The organism is Paenibacillus sp. GCM10027626, assembly GCF_042676285.1.
Taxonomy (GTDB): Bacteria; Bacillota; Bacilli; order Paenibacillales; family Paenibacillaceae; genus Paenibacillus_Z.
The window spans coordinates 238723-260399 of sequence record NZ_JBHTHC010000001.1 but is presented as its reverse complement, the minus strand read 5'-3'; the positions used below and the strand labels follow the sequence as shown (position 1 = coordinate 260399).

18 protein-coding genes are annotated in these 21677 nt (G+C 46.9%); 2 read left to right on the top strand and 16 right to left on the bottom strand.

Going from position 1 to position 21677, the window contains the following annotated elements:
* Positions 1-9: 9 nt before the first annotated feature.
* Both ACFQ0N_RS01140 and ACFQ0N_RS01135 read right to left on the bottom strand, forming a co-directional pair.
* On the bottom strand, positions 10-1065 hold the full coding sequence (locus ACFQ0N_RS01140; protein ID WP_379322504.1) for an NAD(P)/FAD-dependent oxidoreductase: 1056 nt from the start codon (positions 1063-1065) through the stop codon (positions 10-12).
* An 11-nt stretch (positions 1066-1076) separates the two neighbouring features.
* The gene (locus ACFQ0N_RS01135; RefSeq protein ID WP_379322503.1) at positions 1077-1763 is read right to left on the bottom strand and encodes a class I SAM-dependent methyltransferase; all 687 of its coding nucleotides are present in this window, start codon (positions 1761-1763) and stop codon (positions 1077-1079) included.
* 203 nt (positions 1764-1966) lie between these two features.
* Between ACFQ0N_RS01135 and ACFQ0N_RS01130 the strand changes: the two genes are divergently transcribed.
* Positions 1967-2428, top strand: coding sequence for an Lrp/AsnC family transcriptional regulator (locus tag ACFQ0N_RS01130; RefSeq protein ID WP_379322502.1), 462 nt, complete (start codon positions 1967-1969; stop codon positions 2426-2428).
* 18 nt (positions 2429-2446) lie between these two features.
* Here ACFQ0N_RS01130 and ACFQ0N_RS01125 read toward each other — a convergent pair whose 3' ends face one another.
* The 7 genes from ACFQ0N_RS01125 to ACFQ0N_RS01095 form a co-directional block, all read right to left on the bottom strand.
* Entirely contained in the window at positions 2447-3643 is a 1197-nt protein-coding gene (locus ACFQ0N_RS01125; RefSeq protein WP_379322501.1) for an MFS transporter, read from the bottom strand.
* 223 nt (positions 3644-3866) lie between these two features.
* Positions 3867-4265 carry a gamma-glutamylcyclotransferase family protein gene (locus ACFQ0N_RS01120; RefSeq protein WP_379322500.1) on the bottom strand — a complete coding sequence of 133 codons (399 nt, stop codon included), beginning with the start codon at positions 4263-4265 and terminating at the stop codon, positions 3867-3869.
* Between the two features lie 27 nt (positions 4266-4292).
* Positions 4293-4655, bottom strand: coding sequence for a phosphotransferase (locus ACFQ0N_RS01115; RefSeq protein WP_379322499.1), 363 nt, complete (start codon positions 4653-4655; stop codon positions 4293-4295).
* 23 nt (positions 4656-4678) lie between these two features.
* A complete protein-coding gene (locus ACFQ0N_RS01110; protein WP_379322977.1) occupies positions 4679-5191 on the bottom strand; it encodes a DUF6141 family protein in 513 nt (170 codons plus the stop codon).
* Between the two features lie 831 nt (positions 5192-6022).
* Positions 6023-8743, bottom strand: coding sequence for a dockerin type I domain-containing protein (locus ACFQ0N_RS01105; protein WP_379322498.1), 2721 nt, complete (start codon positions 8741-8743; stop codon positions 6023-6025).
* A 25-nt stretch (positions 8744-8768) separates the two neighbouring features.
* Positions 8769-10538: a dockerin type I domain-containing protein gene (locus ACFQ0N_RS01100; RefSeq protein WP_379322976.1), complete on the bottom strand. Its 1770-nt coding sequence runs from the start codon at positions 10536-10538 to the stop codon at positions 8769-8771.
* A 22-nt stretch (positions 10539-10560) separates the two neighbouring features.
* Positions 10561-12447, bottom strand: a complete 1887-nt coding sequence (locus tag ACFQ0N_RS01095; protein ID WP_379322497.1) for an S-layer homology domain-containing protein — start codon at positions 12445-12447, stop codon at positions 10561-10563.
* 462 nt (positions 12448-12909) lie between these two features.
* Between ACFQ0N_RS01095 and ACFQ0N_RS01090 the strand changes: the two genes are divergently transcribed.
* Positions 12910-14259, top strand: coding sequence for an extracellular solute-binding protein (locus tag ACFQ0N_RS01090; protein WP_379322496.1), 1350 nt, complete (start codon positions 12910-12912; stop codon positions 14257-14259).
* A gap of 441 nt (positions 14260-14700) precedes the next feature.
* Here ACFQ0N_RS01090 and ACFQ0N_RS01085 read toward each other — a convergent pair whose 3' ends face one another.
* The 7 genes from ACFQ0N_RS01085 to ACFQ0N_RS01055 all read right to left on the bottom strand — a co-directional run bounded on the left by ACFQ0N_RS01085 (position 14701) and on the right by ACFQ0N_RS01055 (position 21532).
* Positions 14701-15222 (bottom strand): GNAT family N-acetyltransferase, encoded by a 522-nt coding sequence (locus ACFQ0N_RS01085; RefSeq protein ID WP_379322495.1) that lies wholly within the window; start codon positions 15220-15222, stop codon positions 14701-14703.
* A gap of 134 nt (positions 15223-15356) precedes the next feature.
* The gene (locus tag ACFQ0N_RS01080; RefSeq protein WP_379322494.1) at positions 15357-16358 is read right to left on the bottom strand and encodes an ABC transporter permease; all 1002 of its coding nucleotides are present in this window, start codon (positions 16356-16358) and stop codon (positions 15357-15359) included.
* Positions 16355-17875: a sugar ABC transporter ATP-binding protein gene (locus ACFQ0N_RS01075; protein ID WP_379322493.1), complete on the bottom strand. Its 1521-nt coding sequence runs from the start codon at positions 17873-17875 to the stop codon at positions 16355-16357. The genes ACFQ0N_RS01080 and ACFQ0N_RS01075 overlap by 4 nt, the downstream gene beginning before the upstream one ends.
* 172 nt (positions 17876-18047) lie before the next feature.
* Entirely contained in the window at positions 18048-19157 is a 1110-nt protein-coding gene (locus ACFQ0N_RS01070) for a sugar ABC transporter substrate-binding protein (RefSeq protein WP_379322492.1), read from the bottom strand.
* Between the two features lie 211 nt (positions 19158-19368).
* Positions 19369-19980 (bottom strand): flavin reductase family protein, encoded by a 612-nt coding sequence (locus ACFQ0N_RS01065; RefSeq protein WP_379322491.1) that lies wholly within the window; start codon positions 19978-19980, stop codon positions 19369-19371.
* The gene (locus ACFQ0N_RS01060; RefSeq protein WP_379322490.1) at positions 19977-20585 is read right to left on the bottom strand and encodes an alpha/beta hydrolase; all 609 of its coding nucleotides are present in this window, start codon (positions 20583-20585) and stop codon (positions 19977-19979) included. The genes ACFQ0N_RS01065 and ACFQ0N_RS01060 overlap by 4 nt, the downstream gene beginning before the upstream one ends.
* A complete protein-coding gene (locus ACFQ0N_RS01055) occupies positions 20582-21532 on the bottom strand; it encodes a ring-cleaving dioxygenase (RefSeq protein ID WP_379322489.1) in 951 nt (316 codons plus the stop codon). The genes ACFQ0N_RS01060 and ACFQ0N_RS01055 overlap by 4 nt, the downstream gene beginning before the upstream one ends.
* Positions 21533-21677 lie beyond the last annotated feature (145 nt).

The following is a 21677-nucleotide window of genomic DNA, read 5'->3' as shown; positions in this document are numbered from 1 at the left end:
CACCCCTCTTCATTGGTTAATTGCAAACCTGGACAACCGGCAGCCCTCTAATTCTTTCATCTGCACTTGATCGACAATCTCATTTGCGGCCAAGCGGCTAATTACAGGTGCAAGTGTGATAGCGGAATGCATGACCGACAGATAAAGACCCTTGATCCCATCATGAAATCCAACGATCGGGTAACCGTCCGCGGGCATGGGCCTCATTCCTACCTGGATACTTTCCAGCTGCAAATGCTCTCCGCCTGACAAATCTTGGCGAAGCGCTTCGAAGGCCCGTTTCGCGATGGCTTCCGGGCCATTTTCTTCCGACTCGTCGATATAATCCTCCGCCGCTATTAAAATATCATCGGTTAGTTGTCTTGCTTCAAACCGGGAGTTGGAGATCAAAGTCCGGATTAGCTTTGCTGGCGATTTCATACGAACGATGATGCATGGCGAAGGAGCTACGGGAACCTCGACGCCTAATGGCTTGCAAAGCTCAGGCACAGCTGCGCCCGCTGCCAATACAATCACATCCGCCTCGATAAACCCATTCGAGGTGTGGACACCAACAGCCTTATCACCCTCTTGTTTGATTAGTGAAACTTTGGTATTAAAAAGTAGAGTCGCTCCATTTTCAGCAGCTTTTTTTAGCAGCAGTTTGGTTGTCCATACAGGATCAACAGCAGCTTCATCAAAAGCAAAGAGCGCTTCCTCCGGATACTCCTTCAAATTAGGTTCCAATTCCATGAGCTGCTGCCGATTTATTTTTTTAATATGTGGTCTCTCTATATTTGCCAGAACGTCCCATATAAGTGCACCGTGCCAGTTTACTTTTAAATCAGGCAGCTCTTTTTCCAATTCGCGATATTCCGCTAATGTCGCATCATATAAATGCCGAAAATGCTGCAAAACCCGTCCCGACGGATTTATCCAAGCGAATGATTTTTCTGTCACTTCACAAGCTACTGCCTCATTACTCTCAATTACGGCAACATCCTGATTTCGCATTGACAAGTAATAAGCCATGGTTGCGCCAACAAATCCTGCGCCGACAATTACAATCTTTCGTTTTTTACTCATTTACACTCCCCTTAAATGTGCAGCCACCACACGCCCGCGCACTCCGGAACGGTCTTAAGTTGTTCCTGCTTCACCCTGTCTGCTAATGCATCGCCAAAGAAAAATCGGGTCAGTTCTTCAGCCTGCTCCGTATTTTCGAAAGTATAATCCATACGAATCCATTTATACGAAAAATGATATTCTTCCTGCAGCCGCTTATAGTAATTTTTAAGAATAGCCGGCGGATTAGGCTGCTTCTCGCCTGTTCCCATCGTTTCAAATATAATAATCGTTCCGCCAGGCCGCAGCACCCGCTTCATTTCCGCAATCGCCGCATTCAGGTTGCCTTCTCCATCCTCCACTTCATCATTGGCCAGATAGGCAATCGTCCAGCCCGCTACTACAAGATCAGCACTGGCATTCTCCAGCGGCAGCTTGCGATGCTCGGCCACGATCGTCCGCCAATTGCCAAGCCCCAGCTCTTTTAGCCGCTTCGCATTGACTTCCAGCATTCCAGCCGATTCATCTATAGCTATGATTGATCTTGCCTTTGAGGCCAGCACTGCTGTCAGCCTGCCTGTTCCGGCACCGACATCGACAATGTCAAGTCCTGTTGTTGGTCTAACTTCCTCAATAACATCATGAAGCAGCGGCTGTTTGGAAATAAGCAAATGATATTTTTCCGCTTCCTCTATATAAATTCGTGCATGATCCGGCATGTTCATTCTCTCCTTTACGCTATGGCCCAAACCCATTGTACCATATGTTGGAATATGAGCGAACTGCCCAAGTATGGTATTCGTGCCCTCCCTATTGCTCATTCCAATAAAATGGGTGTATTATGAATACAAACAGACCCAATGCCAAAGATAATCAATGACTTTTTTCAATAATCCCTTAAATTTAAAGGAGACTAATGCCGATGGACCAGATTGACAAAAATATTTTGCACCATCTCCAGACTCAAGCCAGAATTTCTATGACCGAGCTTGGCAAAAGCGTCGGATTATCCCAGCCGGCCGTTACGGAAAGAGTAAAGAGGATGGAGGAAAAGGGAATTATCGAGCACTATCGCACCATCGTCTCTCCTGAAAAAATCGGGAAGCGCACCATCGCCTATATGCTTTTTCATACCAGGGCTTGTTACGAATTCCTTGACTTTATCCGCGAATCTCCGGAAGTGGTCGAATGTCATCGCATTAGCGGGGAGTATAACTATTTGCTGAAAATCATGACCGATTCCACGCGTTCTCTTGAAGATTTTGGCATTCAGTGTGATAAATATGGGACCTATACAATATTAATCGTGCTGTCATCACCCATTGAACATAAATCTCTCCTTCCTATGCTCGAGGGTGAAGACATGCTTGCCGATTCCAAATAATTCTTGATCATTCTTCTGTTATTCGGGAAACCCGTGTTCTTTGGAACGCCAACTGACGAGCAAGGCAAGAAGCAGCAATATCAATAATATCCAAGGGAAAGTGGACGTGCCCAACGTTTCGAGCAGAATGCCGCCGATTATACCGCCGCCGCCAATCGCCAGGTTCCATGCCGTTACCAGCATCGATTGGGCTACATCGGCGTTATCTCCGGCGGCTTCGGCAATCGCCGTCTGCAGCAGCGTCCCCGCGCCCCCGTAAGTTAGCCCCCACAAGGCAACAGCTAAATAGATAAGAATCGGCTGTCCGCTCCCGATGCCTAGCAAAGCCGATGCAACCGCGAACACAGCCAGACTAATCAAGACAAGACGCCGCAGCCAACGGTCGATCAGCAATCCGGTTAACCAAATGCCAGCGACCGATGTAATGCCGAATATGAGCAATGCCAGGTCAACTCGTTCACCCAGTCCGATACGGGCAAGGAACGGTGCAATATAGGTGTAAAGAATACTATGCGCCAGCACCCAGACCAACACGATAAACAGTACCGCGCGCACTCCCGGTGTAATAAACACTCTATGCAGCGGAAGACGTTTGTCGGCTGCCTGACCGGATAAGTCTGGCAGCTTCCAGAGCACCAAGACGGCAAGCGCCAGTGCTAGCAAAGAGATGATCCAAAAGACCGCCCGCCAGCCTACAAGGGCGCCAAGGAATGTTCCGGCCGGTACGCCTAGCGACAAAGCGAGGGGTGCGCCTGCCATCGCCACCGCCATAGCCTGTCCCTTTAGCGATTCATGAACCATTCGCCGGGCATATCCTGCTGTCATTCCCCATAAGACACCTGCAGATACGCCCGCCAGGAAGCGTGCAGCCAAAGTGAGGATATAGGAGGATGATAACGCAGTAATTGTGTTGAACACAAAAAAGCCAATAATACACATTAGCAGCAATGGCCGGCGCCGCCACCCGCGCGTCGCAGAGATCAACGGAATTGCGGCTGCCAAAGAGCCGATCGCGTACAATGTAACGAATTGACCGACAAGGGCCTCAGAAATTCCCAACCCTTCGCTAATCTGGGGCAGCAATCCGGCTGGAAGTGTCTCCGTCAAGATACAAATAAACCCGGCCATCGCCAAAAGCAGCAAGCCAGCCCATGGCAGACGATCCGTTGCAGCATTGTCAGCGACACGCTGTATTGAAGTTAAGTTTTCGTTCATTCTGTAAACTCCTCTTATTTGTGATTTAGGATCAGCTGATCCGCCATCTGGCGATTGTTTCGCATGCTAGAGTTAGTTTACAGAATCCATTCCCTATTTTACATGGATCATTATAAGTTTTGTTGTAGAATTTGCTTTATAATCATTTTATTTATTGCTTTTTACTTTTAAAATAAAACTATGCATCCCCTCATGATACAGGCCGCGGATCATTTATTCGAATTTATTTCCGGAGTCGATAAAGCCTCCAGTCCCCAGACTGAACCCGCTTTAAGCCCTTCGCCTTTTCATCCGGGTACACATAGACAAACGCCTTAGCCCTTCCTTCATCCATATAGACCGTTTCCACAACCCGCAAGTAATCGTTATCCTGTTCTGCGCCGTGATAGTCCTCCAATTCATCAAGCTGGCGCAATGTATCGGGCGTAACCCGGTATAGCTCACCATACACCTTGCTGCCGTGCGCTAATGTCATGGCCGGGTAACCAAGTCCCGTATCGTACAAAATGCCCTCGACATAGCAATAATCGGCGAGCTGCTCAGCATCGGCCAAGAAGCCGAAGTTGTCTTCATCCTTTCGCAAGCTTCCATAGACAAACACAGTGGGATTTTCATTAATCATTGCACTTAAATGCTCCTTCTTAAAATTTCAAAACGGTTTGAACTCCAAATTTTTCAAAACCGCGTTGTTCGCAATTAGCGCTTCCCCATCAAAGGTTGTCAATAATACTTTATCTAAATTGGCGTTTATGCCCCATCCCACAGGCCTTGAAACAGGTATGTCACTTTCGTGGAGAACATTCAATAAGTGATATTGAAAGCGAATATCAGGCTTGGAGCATTTGTTCCATACTTTTAATACATAGCTCTCATTGGCAGAGTTAAGCTTTATGACTTCAGCTTCAAAGCCTTGATCCATTGGATGCGTGCTTAAGGCTGCTTCCCGCTTTAATAAAGCATCCAGCGTTTCAGTTCTATCTATCCAGTCCACATTGCCGATAGAGGTTTCCAATCATTGCTCTTCCTTCCGTATGGTTATTCATTAATTATAGAATCCATTGCCTTTTTTAGTTCTTTTGGTTTTTGAGTACCGATCACCACGGTTTGATTTCTTAATTTCAACTGCAGTCCTTGTTTCCCATTCATAATGTAAGCCGTTTCACCATTAAAATTAACACGAATCCCCCAACCGCCAAAACGGTTTAATGGATTGTAAATGATTGGTTCATAGTGTGTTATATCCTTATACAAAAACTGCCTGTATTGCGCGTGAAAAGGAATAAATCGAATATAAAGACCATCACCACGAACTTCAATTATCAGTTTTATCAATCTAAGCATAATGATCGGAAAAGCAATCCCAAAAAGAAACCAAAGAGCAACCAAAACCGCATCTGGAGCGGGTTTACTGCCGAATGGAATCCCGAGAATAATTTGTTGAATGAAGCCATACCACATAAAAACCGTAACCAGTAAGACCAACAGCCACCACAAAAATTGTCGTGGTCTTTGAACTTCTCTATATATCACTTTAGTTTGATTTTTTATTTCTGCCACTCCTTATGATCGAATATTTTTTGACACATTCCATTTATTAATTATATATCATTTCATTCTTTCTCAATAACAACAAAGTTTAATGAAACAGCCTTTTGAGAAAAAACGGCTGACGACGTCCTTATTGCGGAACAAGGTTTTTCTTCTATCACCGGAGTTCGGGGGGCAAAAGCTCTGAAGGAGGGTCGCCTGCAAATCGATTTCATCTAGACGGAAGCCACGGACCTTATTTCGCCAATTCCTTTCCTTTTTGAAATCTGACGGAAGTGAGCGCTCTTAATTCGACGTTTTCTTGAGAAATCGGGCTCATCATCATCAAATAGGGGCTCACAGTTCCGTTACAATTTTAGATCGGCCGAATTTGCAAAAATAGCGGCCGTGACATCCGTTAGCATTCGCTCATCACGAACCTAGCGGACCCGAGCGGACCGTGGATCCGTTATCTGTGAACAAAACAGCAAAACGGCATCCTCGCGGACCGTAGATCCGTTATATGCCTCAAATCACCGCTAAACTCCAGCAAAATCGGCTAATAACGGATCGTGTGTCCGCGAAACCTCGAATGAGCCGGGGTTCGACAAAATAGCGGATCGTAGGTCCACATGACCCTCCGGTTGCCCGCTTCCCCGGAAAAAATCGCTGTCCGCAGAAAATCGACAGCCTGCACAGTTCCGTTACAATTTTAGATCGGTCGAATTTGCGAAAATAGCGGCCGTGACATCCGTCTAGATTAGGCAACACTAGCCTAGAGTTTATTAACTCTATACGATTCAAAAAAACGGCCTCTCCACAAAATCAATGTGGATCGGCCGTTAACTCTTTCTATTTTAGCGCTTCAAGCCCAACTAAACCTAAATCGGCAATATCGATGTTGCCATCGCCATTCAAATCCATATGACGATTGCTATCATTCACTTCAGCACCTATATACTTAGCCAGCATAATCAGATCATCTTTATCAACCCGGCCATCCTTATTAATATCTGCCGCTGACCCGGCAGTACCGATGCGGATCGTCAAGCTGGTATCCGTACCAAGGTGATGCGTAACGCCTGTGACGTCTCCGTCAATACGTATCGTCTCTGATTCTCCTAACAGCGTTAACTTTGCATCTGGATTGTTCTTTTTGGCTACCAACTGAATATGCGCCGCTGCCAGATTGCCGTCAAAGCTGCTGTCCTTCACTTGTGTACCGACAATCGTAACATCGCTGCCATTCGCAGACCAGGTCACAAGCCCTTCTGCATTCCATTGCTCGGACCCCGTAATACCTTTAATTTCCCATTGCGCGGGATCAATTTTGAGCTTTGCCTTAAACCCGTACAGCTTATTGGCCTTATCAAGCTCAAGATTAACGGTAATTGGCTTATTCAATTCAGCCGCATCAGGTCCCGTTAGTTTTAATTGTCCGGCATGCTCATATTTCTCACCTGAGACAGCGATCATTTGTAAGCTTCCCATGTCAGTGGCGTCCGCGAAGTAAATATTTTCATTTCCGTCCGCATCCTCGGCAAGCGTCATAAATTTCACTTCCATACTCTTTTCAAACAGACGAACAAATTCCATGTTTTTGGGATTTACTACGGTAATGCGATCGGCTAAATCGATGTACAACAGACCGTCTTTTCCCCAATGAGGATGGTATGGGCGCCACATGCCATACGTGCTGCTAATATCCGGATAAATCAACTTATAATCGATAATATCATAGTTAGTCGGATCCATTTTAAACAGAATGCCATTTACTCCGCCCCAAATGTTGCCATCCGGTCCGACAGTCAGACCGCTAATCATCGCTGGATTGTTTAGACCTGGAATATTGGGGGTAAATTCGGCCACTTTGCTTTTTTTGGCAACATCCCATACAAACATTTTCGCGGACCTTTCCGTAGCTGTTACGCCAAGACCGCCATGTATCGTTGTCGAACCATAAATAAGACCGTCTTTATAAGCGAGACCTACGATGCTTTGATTCTGCACAATGTTGCGAAATACCTCATGCTCTCTTGTAGCCGGATCATAGATCGTAAGCGCGCCACCCAGCTCGCCATAGCCTGGAATAGTCCCCATCATAATTTTATCTTCCATGACTTTCATAATATAAGGACGATCCTGCTTTTCGCCAATTGTAAACACCTTCGAAGCAACCGGCGTGCTGAGCGTCGTATCAATTTTATAAACATGACCGCCAGGATACATGCCTAAATACATATCCTTGCCATACGCCACCATACCTTCGGCCTGCTCCATCACCAGATTTTTTCTTTCGGAGGTGCGCGGGTTATATACTGCCCCTAATCCTGCAGGATAAGCAGACATATACAGATTGCCGTCCGGCCCCGCTTCAATATTATGAATCGGACTCGGTGCGCCTTCCAGGACGGACAGCCTGGTCATTACCGTTTTGGCATCTACATTAAAAATCACAATATCTCCGTTAGCCTTCATCGAAACTAACGATTTGCCCTCATAGCCTTCAAGATCATCAAACTCTACCCAAGCCGCTCCCCTTAATGAGGTTCCATAAGGAATAAGCGGAGTAGCTTCGAAAGTCACAAGATCCAATTCCGTCAAATGTCCATTCGCAGGGATATACACTTTGTTGTCGCGGGTAACTAATTGGGCGAAGCTGAATACACCGGCTCCTGTCCCGCCATTCGCTGTATCTTTGCCGATCATATGATCGAGCCAGGTTTGCGTTTTCAAGTCATAGATCAGCAGCTTATAAAGCTCGCCTGTAAATTTCACGAACAGATAATCGCCAACTACAGACATATCATAGGCAAAAGGCACTTGTGCCGCCGGAACGCCGAGCAATTCAGGCACTTTAGCGGCAATGCTCTGTTTAAAACCTTTAGTAGCGTCCGTCACACCAAGCTTAATAACATCACCTACCGTACCAATCCCTGCATAAATATATCCATCGTGATACGCAATAGAACGAACGTATTCCTGACCGGCAACCATCGTTCCGTAGTCCGTAAATTTTTTGGCAACCGGATCGTATTTGAACACCTTGCCCGACTGGAACGTGCCGCCATACACATTCCCTTGGTCATCTGTCGTCAAGCTCCAGATCGACTTTTCGCCCGGAATCGGCTCGCCCAGCTCGACAAGCTCATGCGTCTTCGGCGAATATTGCCACAAAATCCCCCTCGTTTCTCCGGAAGTGCGGATGCCGCCAATATATACCGTTCCGTCGGGAGCAATGACATGGGCCCAGGCTTGCTGTGTCCTTGACATTGGCAAGCTATAGAGCAGCTTATTCGTTTTAATATCAACGACCTGGAACAATGCCAGCTCCGCATTGACTGTCGTGTAAAAAACCGGGCGGCCGTCTTCTTCACCTACAACCGCACCTGCAATTTCTGCCTTTATAATCGGTGTATCGATCTTTTGCGGTTCTCCAAATACTCGTCCCTTGAAAGTAATACGGTTATCTTGGCTCGCATTTACTCCCTGTGGAGCAGTTGTAAGGACGAGTGAAGCGATTAAGCTGCATATAAGCGCGAGCAGCATACACCTTTTTCGTATGTTACGCATCGTAAACCTCCTATTGAAATGGATGTTAGTAAGCGGCCAGCGCCTGGGCAAGCAGACCGACATCAACGATATCGATCTTCCCATCGCCATTCAAATCATAGTATTTGGTTTCGCTGTCCAGCTCCGCCTCGACATGCTTGGCTACGAGCAGCAGATCGACAAGGTTGACGACACCGTCATGATTTACATCTTCCATGTACTCCATAATCGAAATACGGGCTCTTAAATCATTCGGGAAGGTTTTACTTTCCACTGCACCATCTTTATAGGTTTTTAAGATAGAGCCAGCCTTAAGTGCTAGAATCGTGTTTCCCTTATTGCCCTTTACCTTGAATGTCACATTGACAATACCAATATTTCCGTTTACAACCTCATTTCCTTTTCTCGTTGCTTGAATGGCAAGCACCCCATCAGTAACATTAGAAGTTAAAGTTGTATTTTCATTTGTGCCGAAATCCGGGTGAACAGCCGCTTCGACAAATTCAAACGCCTGGGCGTCAAAGGCCAGCTTCAAATCAGCCCCAGTAAGGAAGGCTGCATTTTCTGCGCCTAATTGTACTGTAAATGTTTGATTTTTTACAACATTTTCCGGAACGGCGATATCAAGCTTCATTAGTTCGCGCTCATAAGTGAACATAAAATCGTCGTAATAAACAATGCCTTTATTGTAGCGGTTGACCAAGGCAAACACTTTGGCATATTTGGTGTCGGCAGGAGCGAGCCCTTTTACTTCCGCTTTATACCATTCGTTAATTGGCGCTCTGTAATGCTGCAGGACGTCTTCTCCCACTCTAACATTTTGTTCATTGAAAAAGCGAAGCAGCAAAGTTGCTCCCGTAGTATCGGGGTCCTCAATATTCATCATCGCTGAAGCGGTATACGCCACGCCTGGCTTAACGGCCAAAGGCATGCTTTCAAGAACAACGTCCTGATCGTCGGCCAAATCGGTAATTTTCAGACTATATTTCCCTGCATACACTTTTTGGGACGACCGCTCATACTTCGCCGTCGCCGTAGGGGCGCTCCACGCTCGCCAGCCTTGGATCGTTCCATCGCTCATCAAGTTTCGCTCGAAGCCCGCATTCGGAACAGGGATACTTACGACTTCCTTGAAGCCGTCAGAAGCAATCACCTTTTCGGACAAATCTTCTTCCCCTTCTTCTTCGACAGACGTATCCGATCTGTAAGTAAGCGTAAAATCATCGAAATACGTATCCCCTACCCAAACAGGTGTAATGGAAGCCGATACGGTCACATATTTTGTTCCTGCCGGCGCTTCCAGCTCGAGACTCAGCGCAACAAATTCCGCAAATTTATTGGTCGTAGAGTAATCCGCCCGATTTTTCTCTTTCGCTTTAACCTCTTCTCCATTTGCATCGTAAAAATTCATATAAATCGATCCGCCTCTGGTGCCAGAAACTGCTGCCTTAGGATCATTCGGAGAAATCTGCACCGTGGCCTTATAAAACTTACCGGCAGCCGCTTCATACTTATCGCTTGTAATGAGAACCGATTCTGTATTGGAGTAATCCTTCAAATGCAAACTGTAATTTCCTGATTTCACCTGTTCACTGCTTACCTGGTGAGAGACGTTCGCCGATGGCGTGTAAGCTACATTCCAGCCCGGAATTTTTCCGTCCTCGCCCACCTCATCTTCAAAGCCCGGGTTGACCATCGCGATCTCGGCTTGCTGTACCGGATTATCCTGCGCCGAAACCGGGATGGCCGGCATGCCCGCTATCATTGCTGAGAGCAATAACGTGACGACAGCGAATATAGCAATTCTTCTTCTCATTATCTTCACATCGGCTCACTCCTTATTGTCGTTCGATCAGCCGCAGCAACATGACAGCCGCGTCTGCCCGTTTTGCACTTGCTTGCGGCTGCAGCGTATTTTTGCCAACGCCTTTAATTAGCCCGCTTGCCTTCGCCTTGTAAACGGCCTCCTTAGCCCATTTGCTAATAGCAGCATCATCGGCAAATTTGGCTGCGGCTGCCGCTTCCTCATTGAGCAGCCCGGCATTGACCAGCATGACCGCCATCGCCTCACGGGTCAGTATGCCGTTCGGGTTGAATTTGGAGCCGTCGCCTTGAACAATTCCCGCTTTTTTCGCAGCATAGACTTCCCCTGCATACCATGCTTTGGCATCGACATCGGCAAACGAACCCGCTTCACTGCCAATCGGCTTCAGGTCAAGAATACGAACCAGCAGCGCAACGAATTCTGCTCTGGTAATCTCTTTATCAGGCGAGAACTTATCTTCGCTCGTGCCGAACATATAATGCATGGCAGTAAGCGTTTCAATGGCATGCTTCGCTTCTTGATAAACCTTTCCTATATCTTTGAAATGGACGGAGTATTCCATAACGGCGTACATCCCCGGCTCATTGGCAACAAGTTCAAACTTCCCATCCAGCCGCTTGGCCTGGCGCACATAGTCCCATGAAGAAGTCTGTTCATTCCACATATATACACCAAGCTTATGGACTTCTTTACGGTTCGCATCATAATAAAGCGATAGATGCAGCTTTCCTGCCGGTTGAGAAATGGCGGCGGCCTCTCCATTCGCTTTCAAGACTTGAAGCTGAAGTCTGGAAACAAAGGTATAATGCTTGCCGGTCTTTTCTCCCGCTTGTGTGGTCACAGCTGATAAATGGAGCACAGTCGACTGATCTTGCAGTAGTACATCTGATGAAATAATTGCTGAACCTTGAGCTCTTTCAAGTACAAGGGCCATTTTATGCTGATCCAGCAGCTTAGCTTGCTCAGCAGTAATATGTAGCGCGGAATAACCGTTATCAGAAAGCTGCACATGAACACCCTTGCTTGCCGGCAAATTCAAATGATTGCCTGCCGCGAGTGCCGCAAGGTTTTCCAGCGCTTGCACAGCTTTCATCAGGGAATTGTTTTCAAACAAGTTGGCTTGGGCCGATGAATCAGCCGTTGTCAATACACTATTTTCTAACTGTCGCTGCAGTTCCTCAGCCAGTTCCTGCAGTTTTTTCATTTCAAGCTCTGTAAATTTCGCCGTACCACCGGAGAGAAGAGTCTTTAATTGCGCCAGCGCTTGTTCAGTATTGCCGGAAGCAAGCCTTTTCTCCAGCTCCTTTAGCTCTTGCTCGACACTGGGACTTCCAGTTGACGGTTCAGGAAATATAATTGTGGACGGGTTAACAATTTGTATCGTTAAAGCCTCTCCAGCAATCATAGCCAGCTCCGCCAAATCCTTAAGGTCATGTTCATTCATAAAACTTTTACTCGAAACAGCTTTAAGCCCCTGAATGGTAAGACTCGCTTCGCCAGCGCTTTGTGCCGTAAATTTCAACTGTGCTATTGTCAACACGGAGAGCGGCGTATTTGAGGAAGAAACACCCTCGCGTAATAGCGGCAGCAAAATTGTTCCTTTGCCAGGATCCGTTTTGATTCCGCCAAAATCATTATAATTTCCTTTAGCACTTGCGCTCTTTAATTCCAGCTTTGATTGATCATACTTAACTTCAAATTGAACGCCATATAAATCGGTAACATCGCGAACAACGACATTAACTGTAACCTCATTCCCTTTCGTTACGGATTGATCATCATACTCCAAACGGATTGTTGCCGGCTTTGTCTCTGCAGTCTCTTTTGCAAGCGCATACATCGGCATGTTTAAGATGAGACAAAAAATGAAAAGCGGCATTATTAGTCGCTTATATTTCATGCTGTCATTCTCCTCTCCCCACTAAAATTAAACTCACCATCTGACTCTCAAGAAGAAACGGCTGACGCCGTCCCTTGCGCGAGGCAAGTTTCTTCCCTTAGAAATATAAGCTGTGTATAAGGTGAAACTTATACTTTCTTATATTTTAACAGATGATGATACCATCCCTTTTCAACAAGTAACGATCTAGATAAGTAACATATTTTCCTTTGGCACAATATAAATATTGGCTTTCCCCCTCCTCTATGCACTTAAAAATCATATTCTCCTTATTTATTTCATTTTTCCTGTTGCTTATCTAGTTCATAGCTGATTATAATCGAACAAAGAAGAAACTGTCAATGAGAATCGGATGCGCTTTCACGATATCCCTTTTTGCGCTATGATATGTTCATCGTCACCGATAACTTTATGATATAATTAACCATTGAAGGATTATTTTTCAATCGAGGTGTTTGGAGAATGAATACAAGACCGAAGCGTTCTACTTTCCGGAATCGCTATGAGGATATGATGATCACATTAAGAAATGAAATAATAACGAATATATGGGAAGAGGGAAGCTACCTGCCCTCCGAGTCCGATCTCGCCGATCGGTTCGAACTCAGTAAAAATTCAGTACGTAAAGGCTTGGAGCTTTTAGCTCGTGAAAATTTCATAGAAAAAATCCCCAGAGTAGGAAATCGCATTTTAAAATCTCCTGCAGGGGTCACTATAAAGTTTGGCTATTATCCATCTTTAATGGAGGAAGCACAACTGAGCGAATTGGTGGACGAATTTCACAAACAGCATCCTCTAATCCGTATCAATATGATTCCTATGCCTTATAATCATACAAAACCAACGATGAAAGACTACATGGAATCTGACAACATCGATGTCATGTCCATTAACAACCAAAACATTGAGCTATTTACGAGCACGGACGCCCCGCCAAGCATGCTGGAGCCTCAGGAAGAGAAAGAAGGCATTTATCCGATTCTAACGGAGCCCTTTATGCATGATGGCAAGCTATACGTCCAGCCCTTCATGTTCTCGCCAGTCATTCTATGCTACAATAAAAAACATTTTTCCGAAAATAATGTGCCGGAGCCGGACAGCAGCTGGACATGGGATACCGTCAAAAAGGCTGCCCATCAATTATCAACCGGTAACGACAGATACGGCTTTTTCTTTCATTTGCTGTCAGACAACCGGTGGCCCATCTTTTTATTACAAAACAATTTTGTCTTTAAGCGCGGAAAAGAAAAAAGCAGCAGTCTGGAGCTGGATAAAGCAGCGCTTAAAGACAGCTTCCAAACTTTAATTGATATAAGCGAGGAAGTCTTTCCACCGTTCCTGTCAGAAAGCGATGACGATGTAGACATGCTATTTCGCAGGCAAAAAGTATCGATGATTATGACATCGTACTTTCTGCTGAATATGATTGAGGACGTCGATTTCTCATATGATATTTCACCTTTGCCGTACCAAGGAACTCCCAAAACTTTGATCATTGTAATCGGACTCGCGATTAACAAAAATTCCAAGCACAAGCAAGCCGCGCAAACCTTTATTAATTACATGCTGTCTCATGAAGTTCAGCTTAAATTAAGACAAAACACACTGAGTCTTCCTAGTCTGAAAAGCGCGGCCGAATGGAACGGGCCTGTCAATGTTAAACAGCCGGAGCGCTATTTTATTTTTCGCGAAACGTTCCCTACATTCCGATATCACACCGATCTTAATGTAACCTTTTCGGAGCTCGAGGAAATCCGGCAAAATATGAAGCTCTACCTATCTAAAATGGGAGAATTGCAGATGCTTTCGTAACGGTGTGAGCTAACTAGTGAGAGGGCTGCGCGGTCCGCGAGTCTGCGGTCTGCGCCGGTGATCAAGCGGACACACGATCCCTTATTTGCTCGAAAAACAGGCGGTTGTAAGGTTTCGCGGACAGAGAATCCGTTATTTGCGAGTTGTGCCTGATTTTCAAGGCGATTTGAGGCAAATAACGGAACCAGAGTCCGCGAAACCATCGTTTGGGCTGTTTTGTTCACAGATAGAGGATCTACGATCCGGCAAGCTGCACAACAAGGCGCCGCTAGCCAAGAATCTGCTTCCAGAGATGATCTGCGCGGCGGCAAGCAGTTTCTCGTGCCGGAACAAAGGTGACTGGAAAATGATGGTTTACAAGTATTTTCGAAGTAAATATTAGCATATATCCAAAATGAATAAAGATCGCTCCCCCAAAGTACGATCTAACATTTTAGAAACTTAATTAGTAATCCAAAACCTTTTTACAACATTACCGTTACCCTCCGTAAAGCTTGTGTCCGGCATGCCGCCATTTTTTAATATTGTTTTCTCTGAAGCGATATTACTTTCATCACACACTACTAGAATTTTCCCAATTCCAAGTTCTTTTGTTTTTTCCAATGCCATAGAAAGCAGCTTAGTCGCATAACCTTTACGCCTCTCGGCAGGACGAATCCCGTATCCGATATGACCGCCACAATTAAATAATTTCTCATTCAAGCTATGTCTGATATTTACTGCCCCGACGACCCTTTTGCTGGCGGTTACCAGCCAAAAGGTCGAGCTCGGCACCCAATTCTCTGAGAGAGCTTCCTGATTTTCACTTTCAAGCAAAAATTGAAGCATACCCTCAAAATCAGACGGGTCCTTGCTCACTACCCAGGGAACAATCAATTCCCCACTCGTCTTCCATTCCTCATAGAAATCAAGGTATTCAGCTTGATACTCGATACTAGGCTTTACCAAAAAGACCGTTTCCACAAACGCTCCCCCCAATGATCGTGTTCAAAATAAAGAGGCTGCCCCGCGAGTCATTTTATTAATAAAGCCTCCGTTCCACTATAAACGCAGAACTGGAGGCTTCATTCCACTAATGCGGGACGCGGGACTTCCCGTCAATGATTTCTTTTATAATAGGTGACCGCCAGCGCAAGTGCAAGCACCGAGCCTTTTACAATATCCATCGCGTAATAAGGAACAGACAGCATAACAAGCCCATTGGACAAAATGCCGATTAATACTGCACCGGCAAACATGCCAAGCGCGTTAGGCTTGCCTGCGCCAAAAACCGAATAACCGATAAATGCCGCTGCCACTGCATCCATCAAATAAGGCGCTCCAGCGTTCACCTCTGCGCTCATGACGCGCGCGCCAAGCATAATGCCGCCAATTCCGGCAAATAACGCTGAAATCAAGTAGGCGGTCAAGCGGTATTTGCTGACGGGAATGCCGGACAGCTTAGCGGCCTCTGCATTGCCGCCAATCATATACATATAGCGGCCATGCTTCGTATAGGTCAAAAACAGATGAACCAGCGTAACAACGACAAGCATGATCGCAATAATCCATGGCGCTTGTCCAAGCTTGCCAAACAATTTGGGAATGACGCCTTCAGCAAAATCTCCGTTCGGCATAATCATATTTTGCGAAATGGTAGCGCCTCTCGTATACGTCAATGCTACCCCTTGAAAGATAAACATGGTCGCAAGCGTCATTAACATATCCTGAATTTTAAAGAAAATGACGAGGCACGCATTAATTAACCCGACGATCAGACAAACGGCCAGCGAAACAAGAATGCTTAATCCGACCTGCTGCCCGTGCCAGACAAACATCGAAATGACAACCGCATTCGCCAGCGACGCCGTCGATCCGACTGACAGGTCGAAGCCGCCGACAGCAAGCGAGACGGTGAGGCCAATTGCAATAATCGTAACTATGGAAATGGAACGTAAAATATTAATTACATTCGAGCCGCTTAAAAAATTGTCTGTAGCTGTCCCAAAGACGGCAATTAATAAAAGGATCGTAATTAAAGTACCGTATTTATAAAAAAATTGAAAAAAGCTATTCCCGCTTTTAGAAGCTTCAGCTTTTATTACCTTAGCAGCACTCACGCCATCAAGCCCCCCGTACTATATAACAGTATCTCTTCTTCGTTTGTTGCTTTTGTGTCCAGCTCTTTCAAAATTTTGCCGTCATACATGACATAAATGCGATCCGTTATGCCGATCAGCTCCGACATTTCGCTGGACGCATACAAAATACATTTGCCTCGGCTGGCAAGCTCGGCTACCAGCTCATAAATATCGCGCTTTGCCCCGACATCGACGCCTTTGGTCGGCTCATCAAACAAATAGATGTCTGCGTCTACGAGCAGCCATTTGCCGATCGCTATTTTTTGCTGATTGCCGCCTGACAAATTTTTCAGCTTAGCCTCCTGATTCGGCGTTTTCACACCAAGGCTCGCGATGATCTGGTTTGCTGCAAGCTTTTCTTTAGCTGCGCTCAGCCATGTCCCCCATTTGGTATAACGGGACAGCGCAGCAACAGACAAATTGACGACTACCGACTCCTCTACAAAAATCCCTTCACGCCGCCTTTCTTCCGGCACCAGTGCGATGCCGCTGCGAACGGCTTGGTGGGGCGATGCGATGCGCAGCTTTTTTCCATTTACATAAATATCGCCCGCGGAAGCAGGCGTTGCGCCGAACAATGTACGGCACAGCTCTGTTTTCCCCGCACCAACAAGCCCTCCCAAACCGACAATTTCGCCCCGGCGGATATTAAAATTAATTTCCCTCAGCTTGCTTCTATCGTGTAAATGACGCGCTTCGAAACCTACTTCTCCAATAACAGGCTCTCTGTCCGGGAACTGGCCCTCAAGCTTTGCGCCCAGCATATGCTCCACAACTTGCTGCTGTGCAACATTGGCAATGGCTTCGCGCACAACAAGCTGCCCATCGCGCATAATTGTAATGTCCTCACAGATCTCATAAAGCTCCGGCAGACGGTGCGAAATGAAAATAATGCCTACTCCTTGCGACTTCAACAGCCGCACCAGCCGAAAAAGCTGTTCGGTTTCACTATGGCTCAGCGGCGCTGTCGGCTCGTCCAATATTAAAAAGCGGCATTGCAGCGAAACAGAACGGGCAATGAGCACCATCTGCTTTTCCGCCAGCGTCAAATCTTGAACAAGCTTGCTCGTGGAAACGTTAACCTCCATCCGATCCAGTATCGCCCTTGCCTCCAGATGGAGCTGCTTCCAGCCGACCAATTGCTTGCCCTTCATCCCATGAACCATCTGCTCCAGCATAATATTTTCACCAACGCTCAGGTTGGGAATAAGCGCAGTATCGACCTCTTGATAAACGACCTGTATCCCCTGTTCCTTGGCCGCTTTGGGCGAGCGGATTTGGACCGGCTTGTTATCGATTAAAATTTCGCCTGTATAATGATCATGAGCGCCGGCCAGCACCTTCATCAGCGTTGATTTTCCGGCGCCGTTCGCCCCGATTAAAGCATGCGCCCGGCCTGCCTCGCTATAGAAATCAACATTTTTCAGCGCCTGCACGCCAGGAAAGGAGATGGAGATGTCTCTCATCTCTAAAGTGCCTGCTGCTGTTTCCTTCATTTGTATTTTCTCCCCTCTTAACAGGATGAGCGCCCTCATCCTAGGATAAAGGCGCTGCATTTTTAAGTGATATAGAATTTATAAACTTTTAGCTGATAAATTCTAAGTATCACCCTGAGAAACGCACCCGTCTAATTAAAGACGGTGGAACCGTTTCTTCTTGGGATGCACTTTATTTGGCATTGGCAGCTTTCAAAGCTTTCATCCAATCCTCTTCAAACGCGTCAGTCGTTCCCCAGCCTTTAATAATATCCGGCAAGGTCGCCAGATTGACAGTCTCGCTAGCACCTTTCAAGCTTTCTTGGGTAATAAGCGATGCTTCCAGGTTATAGGTTGCCGGCGTCTCTTCTCCTGCCAGTTTTTTCGCGAGCAGCCTTGCATCTACTGCGCCTATCATCTTTGCATCAACCGCCGCTGTCGCTACCCAAGGGCTGTTCTCTTCCTGAATAGTTTGCAGATCCGCGTTGGATACATCAATGCCGTAAATTTTAATTTCCGTCCGCCCCGCTTCTACTAATGCTCTGGCAGCGCCAATCGCAAAAGCGTCCCATGATGCATAAATGGCGTCAATTTCACCCTTCGGATATTTCGTCAGCATTGCCGCAACCGCATTTTGCGTTTCTACTGAAGTATTTTCAGAAGCGACGCCAAAACGCTCCAGTTCCTTCAGCCCGGGATATTTGACCAGCGTGTCCTTATATACCGCATTACGGCGAACCATCGGCGGGAAGCCGTCTACCCATAAGTATATAATGTTGGCTACCTCGCCCTGCTCTTTCACAAGCTGATCCAATGCATACTGGGCAAGTGCTTCATCATCCTGCGATGTCAGCGTTACGCCCGGAATATCAGCCAGTTCGCCAACAGAGTCAAACGCAACGACCTCAATGCCTTTATCGCGCAGCTTTTTCACAGCCGCTACTGTTGCCGGATCATCACCATGAGAAATAATGACGCCATCTACATTGCTGTCAGCAGCCTGCTCAAGCGCATCAAGAAATTTGGCCGTATCATTTTGCGCCGAAAAAGTATCTACTTTGAAGCCAAGCGCTTCACCCTCTTGCTTTGCGCCCGCCAAAAATTGTGCCGTATGATCATCCCCGCCGATTTTGCGGATAACCTTTATATTAATTTGCTCCTTCTCTGCGATCCGGGCCGGCAAATTTTCAACTTTCTTTTTAACATTTTCTTCTTTTGCTCCGCAGCCGGCGATTAGCACAGCCACCGCTAATACTAGCATCATTGTCGTTTGAAATTTTAATCGTGATTTGGTTCGTATCATTCGTGTTCTCCCCCTCTAGTTCTAGCAATAACAAAAACCGTTAATACCAAGTGATTTTATAGGAATTGATCTCGCGCGTCAATAGCTTTTGCAAAAATTTAATCCTATTTGCTCCTTTCATGCCTCTTTTGCCCGCGGCTGCAGCCCCAAAAGAAAGACGCCAGGGCGATGTTCCCCAGCGTCTAAACTTTCATTTTCGCCTGAAAAGCTCTTAATTGGGACGCTCGATAGAAAATAGTTTTCCTAACGTAGAATAATAGCTTCCCGCCATTCGGCTAACCGGATTTAATTGTATGGGGTCGATATGCCCCTCCTTATAAAGCTCCTCATCAAAATGAAAACGAACCACTCTCGCAATCAGCAAATCGCAGGCAGGAGTTTCAGCCGATCCGCCAAGCGGAATCGCTTGCTCCAGCTCACATTCCATGCGAATCCTCGCTTCGCTTACACCGGGTACAGAGATCATATCGCTGACGACCGGAGTCAAGCCTGCCAGCGCGACTTCACTTTCATGCGGAGGCAGGCTTGCCGCTGTTTGATTGACGGCTGCAATCAATTTCTCGTCTACGATATGCACGACAAGCTCCCCTTTTTCGAGCGCATTCCTCGCCGTATCCTTCCTGCTTCCTTTATTGCGCTGCACCGCGATCGAAAGCAGCGGCGGATTGCTGGAGACGATCGAAAAATAACTGAACGGAGCCGCGTTCAGCACCCCCTCAGGGGATAGCGTCGTTACAAAAGCGATCGGTCTTGGAATAATGCTGCCAATAAGCAGCTTATAAATCTCCCTATCGCTCTTCTGCGCCGGATCGATGACGATCATAACGATTGCTCCTTTAGCCAGGCAGCAGCAGCTTCCACTTCAGATGCCGTCAGCTGATGCCCGCGCCGTTCCCAGTGAACCGTTACACTAGCGCCTGCTTTATCAAGCAGCTGCTGCAGTTCTTCCGTTTCTGCCGCCGCGCATATCGGATCATTCTCACCGGCGCCAATAAAAACAGGCGTGCCTGTTAAATCGGGGAGCTCAATCCCCCGCCGCGGAACCATCGGATGATGAAGAATAGCACCCTTCAATGCATCGCTGTAATGAAAAAGCAAACTGCCTGCCAGATTGGCTCCATTGGAATAACCGACAGCGATTAACCGGCTGCGGTCAAAAGAATACTGAGCCGCGGCCTGCTGCAGAAACTGATAAACCTCCGCAGTTCGGAAAATCAGATCCTCCTCGTCGAACACCCCTTCCGCCAGCCGTCTAAAAAATCGGGGCATGCCGTTCTCCAAAACATTTCCCCGCAAGCTTAAAACAGACGATTCGGGGGAAATGATCCTTGCCAGCGGCAGCAAATCATGTTCAGTGCCACCGGTTCCATGAAGCAAGACGAGAGTTGGCGCCTCTGGGCGGGAGCCTTGCTTAAAAAGATGTCTCAAATCCGATCCTCCTCCAATACTCTGACTTGAATGGCAGTCAAATTCGCCTCAATCTGGGAACGGTACGGCTCAAACCACTCCGGCAGCATTAAATGATGGCCCAGTTCTGCCGGCTCTTCATCGCGGGCAAAGCCTGGAGGATCTGTCGCAATTTCAAACAAAATACCTCCGCCTTCGCGAAAATAAATCGCATTAAAATATTGCCGGTCAATAATATCCGTCGGTTCAAAGCCATGCCGCGCCGCCAGGCTGCGCCACTCGGCATGCTCCGTGAAATCTTTGGCGCGCCAAGCGATATGATGCACGGTACCGGCACCTCCCGCACCGTGTGCCATGTCGGCATGCGGTACATCAATGATGTTGCCAAGCTCGCCAGTCGCTTGGTAGCGCGTATATTCCTGATCCTCGCCCGTTTTTTTCAAGCCAAGCGTGCTTTCAAGCGCTTGTCGTGTTTGTGCCGCATTTGTACTGAACAGAACGGCGCCGCCAAAACCTTTAATCGCCTTTTCCCGTGGAATGCCGCCGAACGCCCACTCGCTCTCGGCCCCTTCCTCTCGCTCGACGAGCTCCAGTTGCAGCCCTTCATTGTCTGTAAATTGCAAATATTTTTCCGCAAACCGGGTTTGCATCTTGGTGGAAATGCCAAATTTCTGTAAGCGATCTTCCCAAAATCCGAGCGCTCCCGGCGGAACGACATAAGTGGTTACACCGACTTGGCCGCCGCCAACCCGGCCTTTGCGCGAGGTAGGCCATGGGAAAAAGGTGATAATCGTTCCGGGGCTTCCCGCCTGATCACCAAAATAAAGATGATAAACTTCTGGAGCATCAAAATTGATCGTTTTTTTAACCAGCCGTAAACCTAACACTCCTGCATAAAAATCGACATTCGCCTGCGGATCTCTGGCAAAAGCGGTAATATGATGAATACCTGATGTTTGTAAAGACATAAATCCTCTCTCCTTTTATGGTTCAAAATGAAAATATATGAAACAGACCCGAACGGAGTCCGCGAAACCTCGCTTTGATGGGCGAAGCGGCCCAGAGCGAACCGTCGATCCGTTACCGGTGAACAAATGTGCCTCAAGACCCTCG

What these genes read in the sequence shown, in the direction of transcription:
- ACFQ0N_RS01140 (WP_379322504.1), bottom strand. Translation starts at nt 1,065, where the DNA reads ATGAGTAAAAAACGAAAGATTGTAATTGTCGGCGCAGGATTTGTTGGC.
- ACFQ0N_RS01135 (WP_379322503.1), bottom strand. Translation starts at nt 1,763, where the DNA reads ATGCCGGATCATGCACGAATTTATATAGAGGAAGCGGAAAAATATCAT.
- ACFQ0N_RS01130 (WP_379322502.1), top strand. Translation starts at nt 1,967, where the DNA reads ATGGACCAGATTGACAAAAATATTTTGCACCATCTCCAGACTCAAGCC.
- ACFQ0N_RS01125 (WP_379322501.1), bottom strand. Translation starts at nt 3,643, where the DNA reads ATGAACGAAAACTTAACTTCAATACAGCGTGTCGCTGACAATGCTGCA.
- ACFQ0N_RS01120 (WP_379322500.1), bottom strand. Translation starts at nt 4,265, where the DNA reads ATGATTAATGAAAATCCCACTGTGTTTGTCTATGGAAGCTTGCGAAAG.
- ACFQ0N_RS01105 (WP_379322498.1), bottom strand. Translation starts at nt 8,743, where the DNA reads ATGCGTAACATACGAAAAAGGTGTATGCTGCTCGCGCTTATATGCAGC.
- ACFQ0N_RS01100 (WP_379322976.1), bottom strand. Translation starts at nt 10,538, where the DNA reads ATGAGAAGAAGAATTGCTATATTCGCTGTCGTCACGTTATTGCTCTCA.
- ACFQ0N_RS01095 (WP_379322497.1), bottom strand. Translation starts at nt 12,447, where the DNA reads ATGAAATATAAGCGACTAATAATGCCGCTTTTCATTTTTTGTCTCATC.
- ACFQ0N_RS01090 (WP_379322496.1), top strand. Translation starts at nt 12,910, where the DNA reads ATGAATACAAGACCGAAGCGTTCTACTTTCCGGAATCGCTATGAGGAT.
- ACFQ0N_RS01075 (WP_379322493.1), bottom strand. Translation starts at nt 17,875, where the DNA reads ATGAAGGAAACAGCAGCAGGCACTTTAGAGATGAGAGACATCTCCATC.
- ACFQ0N_RS01070 (WP_379322492.1), bottom strand. Translation starts at nt 19,157, where the DNA reads ATGATACGAACCAAATCACGATTAAAATTTCAAACGACAATGATGCTA.
- ACFQ0N_RS01065 (WP_379322491.1), bottom strand. Translation starts at nt 19,980, where the DNA reads ATGATCGTCATCGATCCGGCGCAGAAGAGCGATAGGGAGATTTATAAG.
- ACFQ0N_RS01055 (WP_379322489.1), bottom strand. Translation starts at nt 21,532, where the DNA reads ATGTCTTTACAAACATCAGGTATTCATCATATTACCGCTTTTGCCAGA.